Below are 18853 nucleotides of genomic sequence, written 5' to 3' on the forward strand. Positions count from 1 at the left end.
GACGCTTTTATGTTTACTGGCCGCCTGCCCTTTCACACGCAGCGGCGGTAAACAAGACATCGGTAGAGCTATTTAATGCTGTTTCAGCAGAGTCTTGCAGTACGCCAACAATAAAGCCCACCGCAACCACCTGCATAGCGACTTCATTGGGTATATTAAACAGGCTACAGGCCAGCGGAATAAGCAGTAGCGAACCGCCTGCAACACCTGAACTTCCACATGCTGATACCGCAGCGATAACGCTTAACAATACAGCAGTAGGGAAATCTACAGAAATTCCCAAGGTATTAACCGCAGCTAGCGTCAACACGGTTATTGTGATCGCAGCCCCAGCCATATTAATGGTGGCACCTAACGGAATAGATACCGAATAGGTGTCCTCATCAAGCTTTAAACGTTTACACAGCGCCATGTTTACCGGGATATTCGCCGCCGAACTACGAGTGAAGAATGCCGTAATGCCACTTTCTTTAAGGCATTTGAATACCAAAGGATAAGGGTTCTTTTTGGTTGCCAGAAATACTAACAAGGGGTTGGTCACTAGTGCGATAAATAGCATCGCGCCAATCAGTACCGTTAATAAATGAGAGTAGCCAAGCAATGCTTCAAAGCCCGTTGTAGCAATGGTATTAGCTACCAAGCCGAAAATACCGAAGGGCGCGAGTTTAATAACAAAACCCACCACGGTTGTTACGCTATCTGCCATATTTTGAAGTAGCGCTTTCGTTGCCTCGCTAGCATGACGTAGACCTAAACCTAGACCTACAGCCCACGTGAGAATACCAATGTAATTTCCATTTACTAATGCATTTACCGGATTATCTACCATGTTATAAAGCAAAGTAGTAAGGACTTCCGATACACCTTTCGGCGCAGCTTGGCTAACTTCTGAAGTCACTAAGCTTAAGCTGGTAGGAAAAGCAAAGCTTGCCAACACGGCGGTGAGCGCGGCCAGTAGTGTGCCCAACAAATAAAGCACAAGCACGGGTTTGATAAAGGTTTGCTCGTTTTGCTTATGGTTGGCAATGGATGCCATGACCAAAACAAAAACTAATAAAGGAGCAATTGCTTTTAGGGCTTTTACAAATAAGTTGCCCAATAGCCCTGCTGATTGAGCAGCTGAAGGTGAAAAACTCGCTACCGCAATACCACATACAATACCAATGATAATTTGCAGTACCAAACTGCCATTGATGTAGCGCTGAAACAGGCTAGGGCGTGACGTTGAATCCATAAATGTTGGTCCATTATTATTTTTGACGACGCACCATAAAGGATAACGTCACACAAATGAACCTGTTTAGCCTTAGTTACTCGCAAATTACCGTATGCTTGCCGTTTACCAACATTTCCACTTTACAACTGCAGCCTTAGCTCTATTCAACTAAGTCACTGAGTAATGTCATATTTATTTCTATTTCCTGACATCTTATACCTGTACTTTGGTACAGCCTGCCCTAAAGCAGGAAACACTTACAAAGGAAATAAAATGAAAAAATACTTTATATCGATAATGGCTTTTGTAGCTTTTAGTTCAGCTGCAGATAACTGTGTTTACAACTGCCCGACGGGTGTGTCGGGCCAAACAATTACTCGCTCTATTTACACGCTTCACAATAACTCTCAAACTAAATTCGCCAACTGGGTTGCTTATCACGTTACCCCAAGTACTATTGACGGGCCATCTCGTAGTAGAAACTGGAAGGCTGATCCCTCGTTAAACTCTGCAAATACTTTGGAGCCAAACGATTATACAAGTGCATGGGCCACTATTGGTACGGATCGTGGACACCAAGTTCCTCTTGCATCATTTAGTAATACTGCTGACTGGAGTACTTTGAACTACTTATCAAACATTACTCCCCAAGACTCAGATTTGAACCAAGGCCCATGGGTTGATTTAGAAAACGCTGTTCGTAACGTTGTGCGTTCTGGACGAGATGTATACGTGGTCTCAGGACCTCTATATGAGTGGTATTTTGGGTCCCTACCTGAAGCCGACGAATCTCATACTATCCCGAGCGGCTATTTTAAAGTGGTTATAACTGACGTTAACGGATGGGTAGAAGCGTCAGCATTTATCATGGAGCAAAATGCGTCCCGTAGCGATAACTTTTGCTCTACTGAAGTAACCGTGAACGAAGTAGAAAGCCGCACGGGGTTAAATATTATGCCTTCATTACCAAGCTATAAAGAAAGCGCTGTCGAAGGTCAGTTAGGCGGCTTATCTAGCGACCTTGGTTGCTAAAGAGCGATTAGCACTTAGGCAGGGACGCCTACCCTATCATTTTATGTAAGTTTGTAACTGGTTATTGAATTTGCAAGTAACTTTCAACTTTAGTCATTTCATCCTACTGTTCTAAAGCGTCTCCAAAACATTTCTAGTGAACGAGGTCCACGCGTAAATAGGGATCTCTTCGTCAATATAATAGTCTGGCTGAATGCCTACCCCATCGATGGCCATGTGGGGAATACGCAAACTTTTGGTTAAACTGTAATGCAAGGTAAAAGTACCGCTCGGCGAATCAGTTTGATACATGTTTGAGATGTCGAGTACACCTGCGGTGGTTTGCCCAAACAACTTTACTTTCTTGCTTTGTTTAGCCGCCAGCAAAAACTGCTCCGCGGTGCTGCCATTACTTGAATCAACAAATACGCCTATACTTTTTGGCAAGGGTTCAATTTTATCAAATTTCTCTACCGTTACATCTTCACCAATATTGATGTAGCTACCAATGTGTTGCTGAAGAATGTCATATCCGTCTTTAGCCCACTGCTTTTCTTCTTCACTGAAATGAGGGTTTTGCAAAAAGCCGAGCATTCTAGAGTTGTTAAGCTCGGTTGATAAGTATTCCACGCCTACAGTGCGAATAGGGTTGGTGTATAAAATTGGTAGCAAAGAAGCATAGCTTGCATCACTACCACCACCGTTTCCTCGGATGTCGATAATGAGGTTTTCGGTTTTTAAAATCTTGTCCAGGTGCTTAGCAATTAGCGCGTCGATATCTTTTTTGAAGGCATGGTTGAAAGACGGTATGCGAACTAGCACTGTGTTCTCAGAAATTTTCTCAAATAGCGGGGCTTTTGCACTAAGTAGGCGTACATAACGCTTTACTTCAGGCGATGATTCTTGTCGCGGTTCCTGACGGGACATAACGATAAAGCTGTTTCCCAGTACCACATGATTGTTACCCAAGAACATCATGTTATTTATTTGTCGGGCGGAGTGATCGCCCATAAAAAACGTTACTTTTGCGGCATTGTCGTCTTCAGGGTCGTTAACAATGAACTTTACTTGCCCTGCCTTCCATGACGGATTGGTACTTTCAACGATATAGCCTTTATGGACATTGCCTTCTTTTTTTAACGCAACCGTATAGCTGGAAAATTGCCAAATCCCCTCAAGAGACTCATCACTTTTAGTTTCTAAATGCTGTTTAAATGCTGATAAGTCGAAATCATGTACTTTCGATTCGGTTACCGTTTCGTTTGAATTATTTGTATTTAGCGCAAGACCAATATGCCCCTTGCGAAAAAACGCGAGCCAGTCGCTAAGCACAGTTTGGCATTGCGCTTCGTTCTTCGCGCTTTGCACCCGAGCCAAGATGGCATTATTGTGGGCGGAATAAAGGTCCTGCCCTTTTTTCTCTACGCTATATTGAAAACCGGCATCGTTGTTTTCAAACGTGCTCTTTAGCCATTCAAACTCACTTTCACATTGAAAGGTACTACCAAACGAACAGAAAGAGGCAAAAAGAGGGAGTATCGCAAATCGTTTCACTGTTTATGATGTCCATATCTACTTTTAATAACGATAAAGTATCATAAAACTATGATCTTGCGAGCATTTACCTCGCACATACTTGTAAGCAAACGTTTTAGCTACTAATCCCTAAGCGGTGAGTTCACCTCACCGCATAAGGTTTTTCTAGTGCACTTAACCCCACACCGTTGCGTTTGATCACTTTAAGCTGAGTAGGAATACGCTCTTTCATGGCTTCAATATGGCTTATTACACCAATCATTTTTCCGCTGGCATTTAAGTTGTCTAGTGCATCAAGCGCCACATCCAAAGTTTCAGCATCAAGGGTGCCAAAGCCTTCATCTAAAAACAGCGAATCGATACTGGTCTTGTGACTGACCAAGTCAGATAAAGCCAATGCCAGTGCAAGGCTCACTAAGAAACTTTCTCCGCCAGACAGGGTTTTGGTGTCTCGCACCACATCACCTTGCCAGGTGTCTAATACACTTAAACCCAACCCTTCGTTTTCTTTTCGAATTAGCTGGTAGCGACCGTGTAATTTATCAAGCTGCTGATTTGCAAGCTGCACCAAGTTGTCCAAAGTAAGTCCTTGGGCAAAACGTCTGAATTTGTCGCCGCTGGCCGAACCAATTAACGAGTGCAGGTAAGTAATATCGTCGTAATAGGCTTCAAACGCGGCCATCTCATCCACAAGCTGCTGCTGCTTTTCACGGGCTTGATTGTTAGCGCTTAGCTGCTGTTCAATTTGCCCTAAGGAAGATAACAGCGTGTCACGATGCTGAGCTTGCTGGGTAATTTTCGTATCGAGCCACTGTGCACCGTGCTCTTCTAACTCGCTCTGCCACTGTGCTGCGTTAGCATGAGCTTTTAGCGATTGTTCGGTAGCTATCGCGTTTTCTAGCTTTAAGTCCGCTTGTTGTTTTTGCTGGGTTAATCGCTTTTGCAGTTCAAGCAAGGTGTTGCGGGTATCTTCGTCTAAAAGCGCATTACTAAACGCTTGCTCATCGTCAAATGGGCTGCTCGCCAACTGACGACTAAAGTGCTCTGTTGCCTCTGTAAGTGCCTGCTCTTTTTCGCGCATTTGCTCATTAAGCTGGGCAATTTCGGCTTCTAAACGAGACAATATAGTGTCCGTTTGTTGTAGACGAGATTTGCATTCATTTACATTTCGCTCAGCCATTTCTTGGGCGGCGTTTGCCTTATTCCTTGTTTCAGCAATATTCCCTTCAGGGAATACGGTTGTGCGCGAGTCTCGCAGCGCCTTTAAACTATTATCTAGCTGCACAAGCTCTTCAGATACATCCTTTAGCTGATTCTCGGCGCTCTCGATATCACGATTAACCACAAGCAAGGCGCTACTTACCCCTTGCAACTCATCTTTAAGTTTGGCGTGTAGCTGATGATTGTGTTTATAGGTTTTAAGCGCTTCGGCTTTTTCATTTAACCACGTGGCAATTCCATCAATAGCCAAGTTGTGAATATCAGCACCGTGCGCCGTCATAGTTTCGCTAAGCGCTAAAATACTATTATTAATCCCTTGTGTTTTGTTCTCTAGCTCTACATTGCGTTCGTTAAATTGCTTTTCAAAGGTTTCGCGCTGCTGCAGAGAAACTGCAAGTTCTGACTGTTTGGCTTGTAGCAACTGTTGCGCTTCATTTTTAGCCTGCAATGCAGCATTTAGAGCTTGCTCGCACTCTTCTAAACGGGTTAATTGGGCACTAATATCATCGAGACGAGTTTTAAACTGCTGGGTAAATTGAGCGACGCTTTGCGAAGTATTAATGTCGATCTTTTCAAAGCTCGGTATATCAGCACTAAGTACGCTTGAAATCTGCTGCCACTTTTCTAGCAGCGTATCTCGTTGCCCGCTTGCCTGTTCTAGCTTCTTATTAACCTGAGCAAGAGTGAATTCAGTGTGTGTAACGCTTTCTTTTGCCCGCGCCCCTTGCTGCTCAATATCATCTAACTGCTGCTTTAAACTATCTCGCTTTTGGATAGTTTCAGGTACATCAATAACCACGCTAGACGTGGTGTGTTCGTTAGCTCCACAAACAGGGCATGGCTCGCCACTTTTTAACCGTGCGCGAAGGTGCGCCACTTCAGCATCCAGGGCGATAAGCGCCTCTATGTCTTTTAAATTACTACGAGTTTGCTTGTAAGCATCAACCAAGGCTTGGCGGTCAGATTGCTGCTGAGCTAGTTGCTTCGCTAAGTCTTCCTTTTGCGCACCCAGCGATACTTTCTCTTGTTCTAGTGCCAAATATTGCTGTTGAATATGCCCTATCTGTAATACGTTATCCCAATGATGAAGCTTGGTATCACGCTCTTGCTGAAGACTTGCTTTACTGGTTGCATTAGCACTATTAGTATCACTTGGTTTGTCAGATAGCGCGGCCTGAAGTGCCTTTTCGCACTTGGCTACTTGCGCGTTTTTGTCATCGAAGGTCTGCCTTAACGCGCTTAACGACTCATTTGTTTTTGCGATAGCGTCATCTAGGGATGAAAGCGCCTGACGATGATTATTTACGCTTTGTGTCAGTGTTTCTAACTGCTTTTTATCATGTTCAATATGGCGCGCCGTTTCACTCCAACCACTTATAAATTCCGCTATGCCGCTAAGTGTGTGGTGTTCACTCAAGTAAGCTTCCAGTTCACCTAGCTTTGTTTTGTTATCTGCCGAAGCGTTTTCGATTTCTGTGCGCTTTAGTGTTAACGCGTTTATTGATTGCCTTAAACGTGCCTTGTTTTCGTTTGCTTTTTGCTGTTCAGTAGTGAGCTGCGCTATTTGGTTATCTAACGGAATCACCTGCTCATTTATGCGCTTTTCAAGCTCACTGCTTTGTTGCTTTGTAAGCGCTAGCGCTTGTTCAGCGTTGGTCACTTCCAAACTGAGCTGTGCCTTTTGCGATTTTAAGTCTGGCAACTGAGCTGCTTTCTCTTCAAGCCTTTCTTTATAACGGGTTACGTCTTGCTGAAGCCCGTTTCTTTGCAAAAATGGCAGGCGAAGCTTTTCAGCTGGCTCACTTTGAGCGAGAAGATCAAGTTTTTGTTTCGCCTCATTGATGGCGTTATTCGCGCTCTGCTGTGCTTCACTGGCTTCTTTAATGGCGAGTTCGTTAGCGTTAAACGCATGTTGCCACTGCTGTTGCTTTTGTAGCTCAACGAGTGTTTGATTAAACGCGGCGACTTGGCTCTTGGTTTGTGCTTGCTCTTCTTCAAGCTGGGTGATTTGTTCGTCGCTAAGTAAGGTTACGCCGTCTAGCTTTATCGCAAACTCTTTTTTCTTTTGTTTAGCGTCACTAAATTGCTGATGTACTGCCTGTGATATCTGCCCGTAAATTTCGGTGCCAGTTAACTCTTCAAGCAGTTCGGCTCGGTCGGCCTCGTTAGCATTTAAAAACGCAGCAAAATCCCCTTGCGACAACATCATAGACTTGGTGAAACGGGCAAAATTAAGGCCAGTCAGCTTTTCAATCTCTTCGCTTTTCGGCCTAACTTGGGTAGCCAATACCTCGCCGCTTTCAACTTCGGCCAGCTCAACATCAGCACTTTGCAGGTTACCGTCAACTTTCCCTCTGGCCCGACGCATACTCCAAAACGCACGGTATGCTTTTCCCTTAATATCAAACTCAACCTCCGCCAAACACTCCGCCGTGCCGCGGGTCATGATGTCGTTGTTAGACGTTGAAATTGGTCCCAAGCGAGGGGTTTGGTGATAAAGCGCTAAACAAATAGCATCAAGTAGCGTGGTTTTACCTGCCCCTGTTGGGCCAGTTATGGCAAACAGGCCATTGTCGATAAACGGCGAATGGGTGAAATCTATCTTCCACTCCCCTTTTAGGGCGTTTAAGTTTTTAAGGCGTAAGGTCAATATTCTCATTGTATTACTCGCCTTTGTTTTCTGTTGTGTTTGCCAATGTTGCCTCTACTGATACTTCAGCATCTTCATCATTGGTATGCACTTGCTCTACTGCTTCATTAAACAACCGCCTTATCCGGTTTATGCGTGAAGCGCTTTTCTCTGAACCTGCTTCTTTTGTTTCTCTGGCGCTTTGGTCGTCATCTAGCAGGGTTTCTTGTGCCGACTCAGTTGTTGAATTATCTTCTATGCTCTCCAATGCCAAACGCGCTTCAAATACATCGTTTACCGATAGTTCGCTAAGCTGGACGTTTTGCTTTTCCGTTAAGCTATTTATTGTGCGCTTACGCTTGCGTTTCAACTGTAAAATCTCAGCGTTTTTCCCTTCTAACAAGCCCTGAATACGCTGCTGTAGATCAGTCAGATAGTCTTCTGTTTCAACTTCAATGCATAACCACACTGGGTCTTTAGAGCTAATGGCTTTATCCACTTCGCTAACGGCATCATCTGTTTGAGAAGCTAACGTGATGGCATCGCTCTTATTAATGGCCGCCTCAATCGCTTTTAAGTCTCCTTTTATTACTTCCATGACCTGAAAGCACGGTACCGGAAGCGTTGAGATAGTAGGCGTTGTGCTTTCAGATTCAAACGTTATCAACACTACTTGCTTTTGTGTGTTTAGTTCATCAAAACTTAGCGGTATGGGCGAGCCTGAGTAGCGAATGTGTTCGGTTTTAGCCACTTTTTGTGGCCTGTGAATATGCCCAAGTGCAATGTAATCGGCGGGCGGAAACCCTTTGGCGTCAAAGCCTTCAAGGGTGCCTATGTAGATATCGCGTACACTTTCTGACTGACTCACGCCTAAAGCGGTTAAGTGCCCTGTAGCAATAATAGGAATGGCAGCGCTATTTTTACTGCCCTCCTCTCCTTGTTTTTCTTCAATTGAAGCGCGCAGTGACAAGGCTTCATTATAAAGCGCCCCATAATGCTGCTTTATCGCATCGCCCAGCGCTTGACGCTTGTCAGTGCCGCTTTGCCCTGCCTCACTGACAAGCACATCACGCGGGCGAATAAAGGGTACGGCACACAGTACGGCACTGGGCTGCCCCTTGCGATCGTTAAGCGTAATGACTTGTTCACGCAATTCGCCGTATGTACTGGCAATTACGTGGCTATTTAAGTATTTAAGTAGCGCCTTACTTTCGTTCAATACCGATACTGAATCGTGATTTCCCCCCAGCACCACCAATGTACACTGCATCCCCTGAAGTTCACCGATAAACGCATGGTAGAGCTCTCTGGCGTAGCTAGGCGGCGTGCCCGTGTCGAACACATCGCCCGCGACAATAATCGCATCTATTTGATGCACTTCTACTTGTTGAAGAAGCCATTTAAGGAAAGCGGCATGTTCATTTTTTCGACTTTTCGTAAAAAAACTCTGACCTAAATGCCAGTCAGACGTATGCAATATTTTCATGTAGAAGTGAACCAGGCTTGTTGCATTGGAGATAGAGAAACGCATTCGGCGCAATGGCGCTGCTGCTATGGAGTGTCGATGTTGATCAACGCACCGTACAGCAACTATAGAGATTTTGTGGTTTTATGACAATGGTTTGTCTGTGATGCATGTTCACAGGGAGCAGGTAAAAAAAGAGGCACCACACGCTTTAATAAACGTCTGGTGCTCAGGATATTATTTTGATGAAAACAACCCAAAGCTAAAAGCTGGCACAGTAATCTGTGTTTCACCGTTGTCAGAAGCGGAAATTTTAGCGGCTCCTGAAACAACTAAGTAGCTTTCATACTGCTGAGAAACCGTTACCGTTTGCTGCTCGGCTGACACGTTAAACACAACTAAAAGTGCTTCGTCATTTTGTTGCGCCACGCCCCCGTTTGGCATTGTGTCATTCGCTACGCGGGCGAAGGCAAACACCTGCTTATTATCATCAAAGAACTTATTTTCTTGCACTCCATATTGAAGTAACGCCTGCTGCTTGCGAATGGCAGCGTACTCTGCAATTGATTTGTACAGCGGGTGCTGAGGGTTGAAGTTGTCATTTTTGGTGGTTTGCTCAGTACCTAACAACGTATTGTCGTTATAGCTAGCTACCTTAGATGGCATCATATCTTCTCTGGCATCCACATCGTTACCATCACCGGTAAAGCCTTGCTCATCGCCATAGTAAACGACGGGTACGCCGCGAGAGAAAAACATCATGGCATGTGCCAGCATACTGCGCTGCAGCTTTTCTTCGTTAGACGCATTGGGTAAATGCTTATTTAAGAAGAAGCCCGGGCGACCCATATCGTGATTGCCTAAAAAAGTAAGCAGTTGATTAACGTTGCTGTCTTCGTCATTGTAAAGGTGATCTTGTGCTATCAGAGTTTCAATGGTCGACACTGGCTTGTCTTCAAAGAACACGCCTCCCACCGCACTTTGAAATCCAAAATCAAGCACGGCAGGAAGTTTACCCTCGGTAGTGAATGAACTTAGCGCTTCAGGGTTTGGGTCATACACTTCACCAAATACATGAAAGTTCTTAATTCCCTCAGCTTTAGCGTGCGCCATAATTGCCGGTGAGAATGCTTGCCAAAATGGCAACTGGACGTGCCTTACCGTATCAATTCTAAAGCCGTCAGGTTTAAATTCACTGATAAGCTTGGTGTAAATATCAATCATCCCTTTAACCACTTCAGGGTCTGAAGTATTGAAATCATCTAACCCATTAAAATCGCCATATAAACTATTTTCACCTTCAAAAGTTGTATCACCTTGATTGTGGTAAAAGCGCGGGTCGTTTAGCCATTCTGGAAATTTCTCACCCTGCTCTTTTTCTGGAACAAAAGCACGGTAAGTCCCTTGCTCTTTCACTTCCTGCAAGCTGCGATAAGTGCACTGGTCTAGTCCACTTTTAAACGAACCGTCGGCGTTGTGACACTCTTCATACTTAATCACGTCTGCCGTATGGTTAGTAATGATATCGAAAAATACTTTAATATCTTTTTTATGCGCAGTGTCAATCAAGCGCTTTAAATCGGCGTTACTGCCAAAGTGAGGGTCAATTTCGGTGAAGTCGACTATCCAATATCCATGGTGGGCAAAACCACCTTTCTGCACAGCTTTATTACGCAAAATAGGTGTCATCCAGATAGCGGTGATCCCCATAGATTTTAGGTAATCCAGTTTTTGTTCGATGCCCGCCATGTCGCCACCATGAAACGCCCATTTAGACGTTGTGTCGAGACCTCCGTGAGAGATCGATCCTTTTGGTGCCCCGCTGTCGTTACTTACATCGCCATTGTTAAATCTGTCTGGCATAACGAAATAGAAGACGTCTTCGCGCACGTCGCGCTTTAGGTAACTACTTTGTGGCTGTGCCGCATTGTTGCTCTCGCCACTGTTCGTCGCACCGCTGTTAGGGTCTCTATTGTTAAGAGATGGGCTGCAAGCAGTTAACGCAAGCAATATTGCGGTAAAGGACATTGTCATTTTAGATGTTTTTTGAATCATTAACCTGCTCCTTAGTAGGTTAAAACTGAGCAATAATATTTTGAGCTAGCGCTTCGTCATCAAACTCGGCCATACCGCTAATTCCTATTGCACCCACTACTTTGCCTGCCTTATCTTTTACAGATACACCACCCGCCATACCTGTGATGCGAGGGTCGGTCCAAAAGTTAATGGTTTTGCTCGTTTCTTTTGCCCACGCAGCAAGCTGACTGGTTTTTTGCCTGTCTCTGGCTGCCGTATAAGCCTTGTTCTGCGCTAGTAGACAGGTTTGCGGGCTAGTTTCATCCATACGAGAAAACGCGATAAGTTCACCCACGCTGTCTACAACAGCAACGGCAATGTGTTGATTGTTTTCTTGCGCCCAATGAATGCTATCTGTAATCATTGATTGAGCTTGCGCTAAAGAAATAGAACCCATCATGGTAACTCCACCCCTTTTGCACTTACGTACAATGCGTACCAGTCTTCCCGAGTAAGCGTCACTGTAACGGCTTCTGCACTTGCTTTAATACGCTTGGGGTTTGCCGAACCAACAATTGGCTGAATGTTGCTGGGGTGGCGCATTAACCAAGCCAACACGATTGCGTCGGGCGATACACCATATTTTTGCGCTAAGGTCGCAACGAGTTTTTTAGTCGCTTCTTCTTGCGCAGTTAGCGTGGCGGGTGCTCCGGTATATTTACCCTGGCTTGCTGGCCCCCACGACTGCATTTGAATGTTGTTTTGCTTTGCGTATTGAAGTGTGCCCGCTGTAAAGTTCACATGCTGCCCATCTGGGTTACCGACATAAATACCTTCATCCACAAAGCCTAAGTTAGTAAGACTCATCTCAACCTGATTCGCAATAAGCGGCTGATTAATATAGTGATTAAGATGCTGCATTTGTACGCCGCTCATATTCGACACGCCAAAGTGCTTAACCTTACCGCTATCAAACAAGGCATCAAATGCAGCGGCAACCTCCTCTTCTTCCATCAATGGGTCTGGGCGGTGCAGCAAAAGCAGGTCGAGATATTCCGTATTTAATCGCGAAAGCGTGTTTTCAACAGAAGTGACAATCCAGTCTTTCGAAAAATCGTAACGTTTGGGCCCGTGTTCATCTTCAAAACGAATCCCACATTTAGACTGAAGCACTATCTCTTCCCGTAAGTTAGGGCGTGCTTTTAACACTTCACCAAATGCTTGTTCTGCTTTACCCATTCGGTATATATCAGCATGATCGAACACGGTAATACCGGCTTCTAGCGCAGCATCGACCGCCGCAAACGCATGCTGGGTTTGATCTTTGGTTAATGGGTTAAAGTCCCACTCTCCACCAATAGCCATACAGCCGTAAACCAGCTGACTGGCGTGTGAAATGTACTGATTTAGAGGAAGGTTTTTCATATACACCGCTCGCAAAAAAGAATTAATAAAGGCCTTTCGGATAGCTCAAGTTTACGCTTGCAGTTACCACCTTTCAGCGCACAATAGCGAAATCATTATTCTTTATAGCGAATAGCTGTATTCCATATATAATCACTAACTCTACATTTTCTGATGTGACGTTGCTCAAGACGCAGTTTTTCGAGCATGTTGTGAATATTTATCTCCGATTTAATCTCGTGTAAAAAGTAACAAGCCAATGAAACCACATAAAAAAGTCGAGCGATTGATGCTGTTTAGTGCGGTAGCAGAAACCTTAAGCTTTGGTGCTGCGGCAGAGAAAATGCAGATATCGAGGGGCTACCTGTCGGAGCAAATAAGGGAGCTTGAACTTGCGTTAGGCGTAAAGTTGCTGCAGCGCTCAACACGCCAAGTAAGTCTTACCAACGAAGGTAAACAAGTGTACGCCGATACACAGAAGATTAATCGCAGCGTGGTAGAGCTAGAGCAAAATTTAGTACGTGAGCAAACGCAGCTAGAAGGAATTATCGCCATTACGGCGCCGAATATGTTTGCGCACTACTTGTTAAGCGAACTGTGTTTTTCCTTCTCGCAGCAGCATCCTGATGTTTCGTTCCATTTAGATACCAGCTATCAAAGGCACGACTTAAACCGAGGTCATTTCGACTTGGCGTTTCGCTCTACTAACAACCCGCCGCAAGATATGGTGGCCAAGCCATTATTTACTTATAGCCACACAATAGTTGCAGCACCGCAATACCTTAAGCAAGCCGGCACACCCAAAGTGTTGAGCGATTTAGATGCGCACCAGTGCTTTTGCGGCCCCGACCAAGATAACTGGCTCATAAACGGTAAGCGCACAGCGGTTAAAGGCTGGTTAAAACTTAATGATAATCTGGCGCTCATTCAGCATGTGCTGGAAGGCCGCGGCATTGCAAGACTGCCAAGCTATGTGGCGAAAAAGCATAGTAAGGCGGGTGAACTGGTCGCACTTTTTGAAGAAATTAAGCTGGGGTCGACACCGAGTGAGCCTCCAATAAAAAGCCCCAGTCAGCTGTTTGTTGTGCACCCACAGCGTCCCCATCAATCGCTAAGAATAAAAGCCTTTTTAGACACAGTTAAACAAGCACAACACGAAGGTTATTTTAGCGGATAAGTACTCAAACTGTCAGCGCTTACCTGCCGCTATTCACGTGCGTAGTGAGTAGCAATAAGACTTGAAAGCTTCGCTTAGGCTTTTCATTCCTTGGCGTACTATTATCGACGTTAAAGGGTAAATCAAACAGGCTGATAAATATTATCCCAGTAGTCATCAAGTATCTTCACAGCATCGTTAAGCGCCCGCGCCACAAAAATATCGCCATATTGTTCGACTAGCTCCATGTCCACCAGCTTATTAATAGCGTCAGTAACGTCGAAATCGAGCGCACAATCAAGCTCTTCTGAAAAGTAACTTTCTATTACACTATCGAGCGTTGCTAATGTCATTCCACCAGCGGCAATCTCGCGCTCTGCACGCACCGCGCAGAATGCAGCACCACCTTCTACAGACACTTCACTACATTTCAGCAAAAATGTATAAGCCAACAAAGCTTCTTTGCAGTCCTCTTCCTCTGCTGCATCAATTAACGTATGAAACACGCCTGCATTATTGTCTAAATTTTTAAAATAGAGGTTGTCAGACAAGGCTTTCATAAACCTGATTTTTCTGTTTTTAAACTTTGTCCATTCCTTAAAGATAAAGCTGCCGAATACACCCATGCCAATACCAAAAGTGATTAGGCTTTGCTTAGTCAATTCCACTTCATCGTCTTTAAAGCCTAGCCAAAAGGCCAGAAAAGATGCCATGAGAAGTAACGACGCGCCTAACTTAGTCACTAGTACCACGGTGCCACCTATTGCCGCCGATGCACTAATGATCAACTTATCTAGCGGACGCATTTTGACTTCGCTATTGGGAAACAGCATCTCCAAGTCTGCTTTAGGTACGTTTTGGAAAAGCTTTACTATGGTGGAACCAGGTTTAAAGGTAACTGGCGTTTGCCCTTTCTCTTTGAAGTAGGCTTCATCTTTAAAAGTGATATAAACAGCCACTTTGTCGTAGTTGGTAAATGACACCTGCTTTTTTCGCAACCCGAAAAAAGTACGCAGCGTTTCAGTTTTTACCGACTCGCCCCGTCGATAAAACACCACATCTTCAAAGTCTTCGAAGCTAACCGCAAGGCGCACTTTAAACAGCGACTCTTCGTTTAATGCTGCTTCTAAATCTTCGTTTGTGACTTTTTCAAAATTGGCCGCGTTTAATAGATTGGCAAACGCACTCGAAAACGCCTTTTGGCTTTGCTTCCTAGTAGCTCCACTTGAAGGTGTAAGATCGCGGGTGTCTTTGTTTGGGTCAAAATCGTTATAGCTATCTTTTAGACCCTCAAGTTGCTCATGATATTGATAGTGTATGCGATTAACGAGCAACGTTGAGAACGTGCGAAAAAGAGTCCTCTCTTGCACAATTACGTTTTCACACAATCTACTAACATCATGTTTGCGAAATGGGATAAAGCGTTCTAATGGCATCGAGTGGTCTTATTAGTTCGAGTGTTTCTTGTTAGATGGAAATAGTTACCGTACTGTAACAATGAAAACAACCACTTATAAATAAATTAAGCCTAATTGATAATGCCTTAGACATAGGCTTCGCCTAATGTCTAAACGACATAAATGTTAAATATAGTTAACATAGACTACACTAATTCTTAATTATACTTGTAATTTTCGGAGACGTTATGTTCGTATCAAGTTCTCGATACAATAATGACATTTCGGCTCTTAGGGACGAGAGCCAAGGCTTGCTTGGTACGCTGGATGCGTTCAAAAACACAATGGCCTATGCCATTTATAGTACCGATGGACAGTGCACATTTGCCTCTCCCGTATTACTTTCCATTTTGGATTACCCAAATTCAACCGCAACGTCGTTTTCCCATGCGGCAATGCGCGTTGAAGGTGTTGAACCTGAGTCACAGTACAAATCGTTTTGGCAACACTTGGTCAATGGCGGCAGCTTTAGCGACACGGTTGCAAGAAAATCGGCGTTAGGTGAAACGAAGTGACTTAAGGCAAGCTACGTAGCGGTGAATAAGCATGGCGTTACAGAAATTCATGCCATTTACCACGATATCACTGAACATGAAAACGCCTATTTTGCCGGTAAAGCAGTGACTGACGCACTAAACAAGTCGATGGCGGTGATTGAGTTTCATCCTGATGGAACAATTATCACGGCAAATGAGAATTTTACTGCAACAGTGAAATACAGTTTGGCCAACATTCAAGGTAAACACCATCGCATGTTCTGTCGCGATAAGTTTTATCAAGAAAATCCTAATTTTTGGGATAACCTTGCCCGCGGTAATTTCTCTTCAGGCCAGTTTGAGCGCGTAGATGCGCACGGTAACGCATTGTGGTTGGAAGCAACGTACAACCCCGTGTTTGACGCTTCGGGCCGAGTGGTAAAAGTTATTAAATTTGCATCTAACATTACCGATGCAATTAACGAAAAGAATGCAATCGCACAGGCGGCGGAACTCGCAGTATCAACGGCAGAAGAGACGTCTCAAATTGCCCATGAAGGAGCCTCGTCACTTCAACGAAGCGTTGAGATTTTCAATACAGCCATGTTAGAAGTTGAGCAAACCAATCAACTTATGCACGAACTGAGTGAGCAATCGCTAAAAATTGAAACCATTGTGACAACGATTAGTGGCATTGCTGAGCAAACCAACCTTTTAGCACTAAATGCCGCTATTGAAGCTGCACGTGCAGGCGATCAAGGTAGAGGATTTGCTGTAGTAGCAGATGAAGTGAGGCAGCTAGCGCAACGTACCAGCGATTCGACTGTGGAAATTGAAAGTGTAGTGGCAGAGAACAGAAAGCTTGCTGACAAATCCACGAAGAAAATGGCAGGCGTTAAAGACAGTGTTGACCAAAATAGTCAACAGATTGCGCAAGTGCAAAGCATTATTGATGAAATTCAAAAAGACGCATTGAATGTATCTGAAACTGTATCAGGTATTCTACGCTAGCAGTCATGTTAAATTAGTAAAAAGGGCTGTTGTATCATCAACAGCCCTTTTTTTTAAACCCGCTTTTTCACACAGCCGATTTTTCGCGTACGCATACGTACAAGCCTAGCACCGTTTAATTGTGGGGGGGTTATTTTGCGTGCACCACGCTAGCAATCTGCTGCTGTTGAATATTCAGGTACTTCTTGATGCTTTCCCCGTTCTTGCCATATTGATCAACAAACGCAGCGACAGATAGTCCGTTACACGTCATGTCCTGTGCTACGTACTTTTTATCTAGCGCAGATTCTTTAATTTGTTCATGTAGCTTCCACTTGTTCCCGGTAGCGGCAGCAACGCAAAGGTTAGAGGTGACCGAATCGTCGGTAGGCTTAAATTCTACAGAAGCTAAAGCACTTCCGGTGAACACAGTAGTAAGAGCAACAATAGCGATAGCAGTAATACGTGATTTCATAGCATGATTTCCTTATTGGGACGAAGTTACGTTGTTGTGGCGTTACGCCTTGGCCACACTCATATTCACTATTACAATCACTGCGCCAACTTTATAAAACTATTTAAATTCATAAACTTAACTTCAAATTAAGAAATAAGCCCCCGCTAGAACGGTAAACGAAATACGACCTTTCAAGATAATTCGCCAAATAGTAGTATTTTTGACCACTGCGTTCTATCTGAGCCTATCGTCGTCTAAAATTTCGTTTTATTAAGCGATAAAACACACTGCTTACCTTATTTGGCTTAAATAAAAAATTGTCTTAGCTTACAATGCGCTGATGACTTATCCCGTTCCAGCTAAACAGGTTGAAACCCTGTACGAAATTAAGAAAAGCAAATTCATTGCTTGTGCCGGCTTTGCAAATTCTCGTGAAAGTGCAATGGCGCTTTTAGATAGTGTGAAACAACGGTATCCCGACGCCAGACACCATTGTTGGGCTTATGTTTTTGGCAACCCTAACTCGCCAAGTAGCGCGGCGATGGCTGATGACGGCGAGCCTAGCGGCACTGCCGGTAAACCCATATTAAATGTACTCCAGCACAAAGATATCGGCGACATAATGATTATTGTCACGCGTTATTTTGGCGGAATTAAATTAGGTGCGGGGGGATTGGTAAGGGCTTACTCGGCTGCAGCACAGCAAGCCGTAGATGCTCTTGAGGTAAGACAAGAGATAAAGCTGGAACCGCTTAGCGTAGACATCGATTTCAAACACGAGCAGTTTGTACGTCACTTGGTAGAGCAAGCTCAAGGTAAAATTGCGAACTGTAACTATGGAAGCAGTGTGGTAATAAATGTTGAGCTACCTTTAGATGCACTGGAAGACTTTAAAAAGCAGATGGCCCCCATTGCTTTTTCAGTGTCAGTTGAAAACGAGTAAGCAATAGAAAACAACAAGCAAGCGATAAAATTAAGACTAGCTTTTGACGGTTTCTATATGTAAATAAAAAAGGCTCTGAAAACCACCAGAGCCTTACCTTTTAATCACACATAACTAGGGCCTGTTAACCTTATCCTTTAAAGGTGCCTCGAATGGGGTAGTTGTTATCTGGGTTACGTATAAACTCCAAGCCTGATACGAGTTGCTCTAAGTCAGGGCGCACAAACGGCGCGTTTGCTATTTCAGCAATATGAATGTCGTTTTTTTCATTCACTACAAATAGCGCAGGTTCAGCAAAATTGTGGTCGGTTTCTTTATCTGAGCGCGGCTTGGAGATGTATAGCCCAAGTTTTTCCATATCTTCTTGCGAAAGACCGTAAGCGATAGGGAACGTAATCGACAGGTCGTCTAGATGCTCATCGAGCTGTGCTTTGCTGTCACCACTTACAGCCACCAAATCAATATTGAGCTCGCGTAGACGACCTTTATAATCTTCTAATTTGTTCAGGAATTTAGTACATATTGGGCAGTGTTTACCGCGATAAACAACCACCATTTTCCAATCACATCCCTCTTCTTTATTGGTAAGCGACACCGTTTCCCCTGTGGATAGGGTTGCTGAGACATCGGGAAATGTCGTTGCTGGATGCATTTTTTGCGTATACATAAAAACTCCTTAAAGTCGGTTTAATCCTTCAAAGTACAAGCAAGATCGCGATAAGCTGCTTTGTACAGATACACATCAAAGTAAAATTCTATACGTTGTACCCAACTTTCAGATCGTTTATTTGAACAATTGTTCAAATTATTATTGTTTTTCCTCTCGCGTTTTCTATACCAGTAACAGACACAAAAAAAGCAGCTCAATTGAGCTGC

General features: G+C 44.1%; 15 protein-coding genes and 1 pseudogene. 6 read left to right on the plus strand and 10 right to left on the minus strand.

The features are described from left to right. Positions 1 to 13 precede the first annotated feature (13 nt). Positions 14 to 1234, minus strand: a complete 1221-nt coding sequence (sstT, locus tag ACFI6L_RS18010; protein WP_462574550.1) for a serine/threonine transporter SstT — start codon at positions 1232 to 1234, stop codon at positions 14 to 16. A 255-nt stretch (positions 1235 to 1489) separates the two neighbouring features. Here sstT and ACFI6L_RS18015 point away from each other — a divergent pair, with 255 nt between their 5' ends. After that, positions 1490 to 2248, plus strand: a complete 759-nt coding sequence (locus tag ACFI6L_RS18015) for a DNA/RNA non-specific endonuclease (RefSeq protein WP_462574551.1) — start codon at positions 1490 to 1492, stop codon at positions 2246 to 2248. Between the two features lie 111 nt (positions 2249 to 2359). Here ACFI6L_RS18015 and ACFI6L_RS18020 read toward each other — a convergent pair whose 3' ends face one another. From ACFI6L_RS18020 to ACFI6L_RS18045, 6 genes are all read right to left on the minus strand, one after another. Continuing rightward, positions 2360 to 3781 carry a S41 family peptidase gene (locus tag ACFI6L_RS18020; RefSeq protein WP_462574552.1) on the minus strand — a complete coding sequence of 474 codons (1422 nt, stop codon included), beginning with the start codon at positions 3779 to 3781 and terminating at the stop codon, positions 2360 to 2362. Between the two features lie 124 nt (positions 3782 to 3905). After that, positions 3906 to 7643 (minus strand): AAA family ATPase, encoded by a 3738-nt coding sequence (locus ACFI6L_RS18025; RefSeq protein ID WP_462574553.1) that lies wholly within the window; start codon positions 7641 to 7643, stop codon positions 3906 to 3908. Between the two features lie 4 nt (positions 7644 to 7647). Then, the gene (sbcD, locus tag ACFI6L_RS18030; RefSeq protein WP_462574554.1) at positions 7648 to 9099 is read right to left on the minus strand and encodes an exonuclease subunit SbcD; all 1452 of its coding nucleotides are present in this window, start codon (positions 9097 to 9099) and stop codon (positions 7648 to 7650) included. A gap of 216 nt (positions 9100 to 9315) precedes the next feature. Further along, positions 9316 to 11133: an alpha-amylase family glycosyl hydrolase gene (locus ACFI6L_RS18035; protein WP_462574556.1), complete on the minus strand. Its 1818-nt coding sequence runs from the start codon at positions 11131 to 11133 to the stop codon at positions 9316 to 9318. Positions 11134 to 11152: 19 nt separating this feature from the next. Further along, positions 11153 to 11554 carry a GlcG/HbpS family heme-binding protein gene (locus ACFI6L_RS18040; protein ID WP_462574557.1) on the minus strand — a complete coding sequence of 134 codons (402 nt, stop codon included), beginning with the start codon at positions 11552 to 11554 and terminating at the stop codon, positions 11153 to 11155. After that, positions 11551 to 12519, minus strand: coding sequence for an aldo/keto reductase (locus ACFI6L_RS18045; RefSeq protein WP_039224623.1), 969 nt, complete (start codon positions 12517 to 12519; stop codon positions 11551 to 11553). The genes ACFI6L_RS18040 and ACFI6L_RS18045 overlap by 4 nt, the downstream gene beginning before the upstream one ends. A gap of 238 nt (positions 12520 to 12757) precedes the next feature. On the opposite strand from ACFI6L_RS18045, the gene ACFI6L_RS18050 reads away from it, so the two are divergent. Beyond that, positions 12758 to 13675 (plus strand): LysR family transcriptional regulator, encoded by a 918-nt coding sequence (locus ACFI6L_RS18050; RefSeq protein WP_462574558.1) that lies wholly within the window; start codon positions 12758 to 12760, stop codon positions 13673 to 13675. 122 nt (positions 13676 to 13797) lie between these two features. Here the strand turns inward: ACFI6L_RS18050 and ACFI6L_RS18055 are convergent, their stop codons facing one another. Beyond that, positions 13798 to 15090 carry a TMEM143 family protein gene (locus ACFI6L_RS18055; RefSeq protein ID WP_039230753.1) on the minus strand — a complete coding sequence of 431 codons (1293 nt, stop codon included), beginning with the start codon at positions 15088 to 15090 and terminating at the stop codon, positions 13798 to 13800. 209 nt (positions 15091 to 15299) lie between these two features. Here ACFI6L_RS18055 and ACFI6L_RS18060 point away from each other — a divergent pair, with 209 nt between their 5' ends. The 3 genes and pseudogenes from ACFI6L_RS18060 to ACFI6L_RS18070 all read left to right on the plus strand — a co-directional run bounded on the left by ACFI6L_RS18060 (position 15300) and on the right by ACFI6L_RS18070 (position 16598). After that, positions 15300 to 15626, plus strand: coding sequence for a hypothetical protein (locus tag ACFI6L_RS18060; RefSeq protein WP_462574559.1), 327 nt, complete (start codon positions 15300 to 15302; stop codon positions 15624 to 15626). A 129-nt stretch (positions 15627 to 15755) separates the two neighbouring features. Then, a pseudogene (locus ACFI6L_RS18065) lies at positions 15756 to 16067 on the plus strand (PAS domain-containing protein); the annotation flags it as partial. Between the two features lie 123 nt (positions 16068 to 16190). After that, positions 16191 to 16598: a methyl-accepting chemotaxis protein gene (locus ACFI6L_RS18070; RefSeq protein WP_462574561.1), complete on the plus strand. Its 408-nt coding sequence runs from the start codon at positions 16191 to 16193 to the stop codon at positions 16596 to 16598. A gap of 130 nt (positions 16599 to 16728) precedes the next feature. Here the strand turns inward: ACFI6L_RS18070 and ACFI6L_RS18075 are convergent, their stop codons facing one another. After that, a complete protein-coding gene (locus ACFI6L_RS18075) occupies positions 16729 to 17052 on the minus strand; it encodes a DUF3718 domain-containing protein (protein WP_014975772.1) in 324 nt (107 codons plus the stop codon). A gap of 322 nt (positions 17053 to 17374) precedes the next feature. On the opposite strand from ACFI6L_RS18075, the gene ACFI6L_RS18080 reads away from it, so the two are divergent. Continuing rightward, positions 17375 to 17977, plus strand: a complete 603-nt coding sequence (locus ACFI6L_RS18080) for a YigZ family protein (RefSeq protein WP_110288437.1) — start codon at positions 17375 to 17377, stop codon at positions 17975 to 17977. Positions 17978 to 18107: 130 nt separating this feature from the next. Here the strand turns inward: ACFI6L_RS18080 and ACFI6L_RS18085 are convergent, their stop codons facing one another. Continuing rightward, positions 18108 to 18644, minus strand: a complete 537-nt coding sequence (locus ACFI6L_RS18085) for a redoxin domain-containing protein (protein WP_014975770.1) — start codon at positions 18642 to 18644, stop codon at positions 18108 to 18110. Between the last annotated feature and the right edge of the window lie 209 nt (positions 18645 to 18853).

This window comes from Alteromonas sp. G4i35 (genome assembly GCF_054960375.1).

Excerpts from the sequence above, each read along its gene's own strand:
- sstT (WP_462574550.1), bottom strand. The coding sequence starts at position 1,234 with ATGGATTCAACGTCACGCCCTAGCCTGTTTCAGCGCTACATCAATGGC.
- ACFI6L_RS18015 (WP_462574551.1), top strand. The coding sequence starts at position 1,490 with ATGAAAAAATACTTTATATCGATAATGGCTTTTGTAGCTTTTAGTTCA.
- ACFI6L_RS18025 (WP_462574553.1), bottom strand. The coding sequence starts at position 7,643 with ATGAGAATATTGACCTTACGCCTTAAAAACTTAAACGCCCTAAAAGGG.
- sbcD (WP_462574554.1), bottom strand. The coding sequence starts at position 9,099 with ATGAAAATATTGCATACGTCTGACTGGCATTTAGGTCAGAGTTTTTTT.
- ACFI6L_RS18035 (WP_462574556.1), bottom strand. The coding sequence starts at position 11,133 with ATGATTCAAAAAACATCTAAAATGACAATGTCCTTTACCGCAATATTG.
- ACFI6L_RS18040 (WP_462574557.1), bottom strand. The coding sequence starts at position 11,554 with ATGATGGGTTCTATTTCTTTAGCGCAAGCTCAATCAATGATTACAGAT.
- ACFI6L_RS18045 (WP_039224623.1), bottom strand. The coding sequence starts at position 12,519 with ATGAAAAACCTTCCTCTAAATCAGTACATTTCACACGCCAGTCAGCTG.
- ACFI6L_RS18050 (WP_462574558.1), top strand. The coding sequence starts at position 12,758 with ATGAAACCACATAAAAAAGTCGAGCGATTGATGCTGTTTAGTGCGGTA.
- ACFI6L_RS18055 (WP_039230753.1), bottom strand. The coding sequence starts at position 15,090 with ATGCCATTAGAACGCTTTATCCCATTTCGCAAACATGATGTTAGTAGA.
- ACFI6L_RS18060 (WP_462574559.1), top strand. The coding sequence starts at position 15,300 with ATGTTCGTATCAAGTTCTCGATACAATAATGACATTTCGGCTCTTAGG.
- ACFI6L_RS18070 (WP_462574561.1), top strand. The coding sequence starts at position 16,191 with ATGTTAGAAGTTGAGCAAACCAATCAACTTATGCACGAACTGAGTGAG.
- ACFI6L_RS18075 (WP_014975772.1), bottom strand. The coding sequence starts at position 17,052 with ATGAAATCACGTATTACTGCTATCGCTATTGTTGCTCTTACTACTGTG.
- ACFI6L_RS18080 (WP_110288437.1), top strand. The coding sequence starts at position 17,375 with ATGACTTATCCCGTTCCAGCTAAACAGGTTGAAACCCTGTACGAAATT.
- ACFI6L_RS18085 (WP_014975770.1), bottom strand. The coding sequence starts at position 18,644 with ATGTATACGCAAAAAATGCATCCAGCAACGACATTTCCCGATGTCTCA.